Source organism: Aequorivita capsosiphonis DSM 23843, assembly GCF_000429125.1.
Lineage (GTDB): Bacteria > Bacteroidota > Bacteroidia > Flavobacteriales > Flavobacteriaceae > Aequorivita > Aequorivita capsosiphonis.
This window is the reverse complement of the sequence record NZ_AUBG01000024.1, coordinates 1-4,166: the sequence shown is the minus strand read 5'-3', so window position 1 is coordinate 4,166 and position 4,166 is coordinate 1. Positions and strand designations below refer to the sequence as shown.

The 4,166-nt window shown below is 56.6% G+C and carries 2 protein-coding genes; both read left to right on the top strand.

The annotated features are described in order from the left end of the window. Nucleotides 1-24 precede the first annotated feature (24 nt). A complete protein-coding gene (locus tag G440_RS0115575) occupies nucleotides 25-3,903 on the top strand; it encodes a T9SS type B sorting domain-containing protein (protein ID WP_034259734.1) in 3,879 nt (1,292 codons plus the stop codon). Between the two features lie 9 nt (nucleotides 3,904-3,912). Next, a partial coding sequence (locus G440_RS21025) for a type IX secretion system membrane protein PorP/SprF (RefSeq protein WP_157418027.1) occupies nucleotides 3,913-4,166 on the top strand: 254 nt, incomplete at its 3' end.

Genomic DNA, 4,166 nt, shown 5'->3' with positions numbered 1-4,166 from the left:
GTCCAGAACACCCAGACCCTTTATGTGCTCGGGGTTGGTACCGATACCAACACCAGCCCGAACAACGGCGCCCAGGGCTGTTATGATATTGTGGAGCTGGAGCTGATCGTGGACCCCATTCCCTTGGTGGTAGAGCCCGCGGACTATCACCTGTGCGACGATACCCTGAACGGCAGTACGGTCGATGACCAGATAAGCACCTTTGATCTTACCACGCGCGATGCGGAGGTGGGCGGGGGCGCCCCGGGACTGCTGGTGACCTGGTTCGAGACCCCTGCGGACGAGGCCGCAGACACCCCGATCCCCGATGCCACACAGTACCAGAACACCACCAATGCCCAGACCATCGTGGCACGGGTGACCAATGGCTTTGGGTGTAAGGCCCTGGTGACCCTGACCCTGGTGGTAGACCCATTGCCCACCCCAGCGCAACCGGACGCACTGGAGCTCTGTGACCAGGGGAACGGCTTTGCTGAGTTTGACCTGTCCTTAAGAACGGTGCAGATCACAAACGGAGAGCCCGATGTTGCAGTAAGATATTACCCTACGGAAGCCGCAGCGGAAGCAGGCGGCCCCGGGGAGATACCGGCGCCATTCTTATATACCAATGCGGTGCCTTTCAACGACTCCGTTTGGGTACGCGTGGAAAAGGATATAACGGGATGCTATGTAGTGGTGGAGCTGGAGCTTATCGTGGTTCCATTGCCCGATGCCCCGGACGCCAACTTTTTGGATCCCTACCTGGTCTGCGACCTGGACGGGAACGGCGAGGGGATCTTTGACCTTAGCGTGCAGGATGCCTCGGTACTTGGTACCCAGGACCCAGCGGACTTTGCCCCGGTAACCTATTACCGCACCTTGGCGGAGGCCGAGGGACCGACCAATGCGATCGATCCCGCTGACGCCTTTCCAAGTACGGGCCAGACGGTCTATGTACGACTGGAGAGCCTGCTTACCGGCTGCTTTAGGATAACCCCCTTCGAACTGGAGGTGGGCGGTTTCCCCGTTCACGGGCAGGCCGAAGACCTGATAGCCTGTGATGATGAAGAAAACGGCAGTACCAACAACGATGGGATCTCGACCTTTGACCTTACGCAGAACACCCTGCCCATTATAGCTGGCGATCCCACCCTGAGCGTTTACTACTACGCCAGCCAGGAGGACCTGGACAATGGCGTGCGTATTGCCGATCCAAGCGAATATCAAAACATCGAGACCCCACAACAGGAGATCTTCGTTTCCATAATGGGCCAGAACACCTGTAGCGACAGCACCAGCTTCTTTTTGATCGTAAACCCGAACCCGGAGCCCGTGCAGCCCACGACCCTATACGCCTGTGACGTGGACAACAACGGGATCACCTATTTTGATCTGGAGAGCAAGACCCTCGAGATCCAGGGAGGCGATCCAAGCTTACTCATTACCTATCACGAGACACGGCAGGATGCCGCCACGGGCAACTACCCCCTGGCGAGCCCCTATGAGAACATCGTTCTGTTCAACCAGCCCATTTTTGTGCGCGCGGCCTATGTGGGCCCGCCCGCCGGCACCGGTTGTTATACGATAGTGGAGCTGGAGCTCGAGGTGATCCTGACCCCAGAGGTGCCCCAGGACCTACCGGACCTGACAGCCTGTGATGATGATAATGATGGGTTCTATCAATTTGACCTTACGGAGCAGGAAGACCTGATCTATGGCAGCCAGCCCCTTGAGGACTATTCCCTTACCTACCACCTGAGCGAGGCAGATGCCATCGCCGGGGACAATGCGATCGCCCAGCCGGAGGCCTATACCAATGTTGCCAACCCGCAGACCATCTGGGTGCGCCTTGCCAACAATGACACCGACTGCTTTAAGGTGGGAAGCTTTGACCTTGTGGTGAGCGACGGCCTGTTGATAATCGACCCGGAGCCCCTTGTAGCGTGTGACGACCTGGGCGAGCCCTTTGATGGCGTTACCGCCTTTGACCTTACGCAAAAAAGCGCCGAGATAACCGATGGGATCCTTACCCGGGGCGTATTGTATTTTGTAACTGAAGAAGATGCACGGAACAACGAGAACCCGATCGATCCCGATACGGCCTACGAAAACACCGGCAACCCACAAATAATCTATGTACGTGTGGAGGACAGCGACAGCGAGTGTATCGCATACACCACCCTTACCATAAAGGTAGTGAGCAACCCGGAGCCGATTACCCCGGACCCGATCGAACTCTGCGATGTCAACGTCATTGTCCCTCCGGGGCCCTATGACGAGACAGAGCTCTTTGACCTTACCCTTCGGGAGGCCCAGATCCGCAATGGAAATATGGACTGGACCCTGGGCTATTATGAAAGCTATGACGCCGCCGTCAACGAAACGGATGAAATAGTGGCGCCGGAGCTTACCGCATACCAGAACACGGGCAACCCGCAGACCATCTATGTACGCGCCACCAATCCGGACTCCAAATGTTTTGAGATCGTGGAGCTGGAACTGATCGTAAACCCATTGCCCGATGCCAGTGCCGATGTCTCGGATTATATTATCTGCGCCGCGGACGACAGTGGGATAGGTATCTTCGACCTGGAGACCAAGGTGTCCGAGATCCTGGGGCAACAGAGCGACCCACCCTTTGAGGTCAGCTTTTACCTGGACCAGGACGATGCTGAAAATCAGACAGGGGCAATCGTGAACACCACGGCGCACCAGAACAAGGATGCCAACAACAATGCGATCAACCCACAGACCATTTACGTGGGCATATTGAACACCGATACCGGCTGTTATATTGGAGGCGGCCAAAGTTTTGAGCTGATCGTACAGCGGGGTGCCATAGCGGTGGCCCCCACGGAGCCGTTCGTTATCTGCGACAACCTTCCGCCCATCGATGGCTATGCCGAGTTCGATTTGGACGATGTAACGGACCAACAGGTCTCCGAGCTGCGCGCGGGAATCCTTGCCGGCCAAGATCCGGATGTATACGTGATCACCTTCCACGAGACCCTGGAACAGGCAGAAGCGGGCACCAATGCGATAAGCTTTCCATACATAAATGTTATAAACCCACAACAGATCTATGTACGGGTCACCAACAGCGACAACCAATATGAGCCCAAGTGCTATGCGGTGGTGCCCCTGATCCTTAAGGTGGAGCAGTTGCCCGAGATCGTTCTTGATGGGGAGTACCGTCTGTGCGTGGATGAAAACGGCAACCCGATCGCATCGGAAACGGGCGGTATGTCGCCCCCGGTGATCGATACCGGCCTGGACCCAACGCTCTATACATTTGTGTGGGAGCTGGACGGGGTGATCATCCCGGGAGCCACCGGCCCATCGATTATCGCGCTGCAGGGCGGGGAATATACCGTGACCTATACCGAGCTCGCCTCGGGCTGCTCGAACAGCGTCAGCACGACGGTCACCGTATCATCGCCACCGACCCTGTATGATGCACAAGTGGTGAGCGGCGCCTTTTCGGGGAACCATACCATTGAGGTTACCGCCACGGGCGATGGCACCTACCACTATCAGCTGGACGATGGTCCGTTCCAGGACAGTCCTATCTTTGAGAACGTGGATCCCGGGACCCATACCATCACCATCAGTGATATCTATGGCTGTGGCAGCGTGACCCTGGAGGTGAGCGTGATCGATTACCCGCCCTTCTTTACCCCCAACGAGGATGGTTACCACGACACGTGGAACATCATCGGGATCGGGAACTTTGACCCGCAGGCCAAGATCTATATCTTTGACCGCCTCGGGAAGCTGCTCAAGCAGTTGAGCCCTCTGGGTCCGGGATGGAACGGGACCTACAACGGCAGCCCACTTCCCTCGAGCGACTACTGGTTTAGGGTAGAGTACACCGAGGACGGGCAGTCCAAGGAATTCAAAGGACATTTTACGTTAAAACGATAATATAGAAACATGAACATCAGACCTATTTCCCTTATCCTACTTATGATATCATCGCTTTACGGATTTTCCCAGGATGGCATACCGGTTTATTCGGATTACTTTGCGGACAACCTATACCTGCTGCACCCCTCGATGGCCGGTGCCGCCACGCACAACCAAGTACGCCTGACGGCCAGACAGCAGTGGTTCGATATGGAGGAGGCGCCCAACCTGCAGACCTTGAGCGTCAATGCGCGCCTGGGGGATCGATCGGGGGTCGGGGC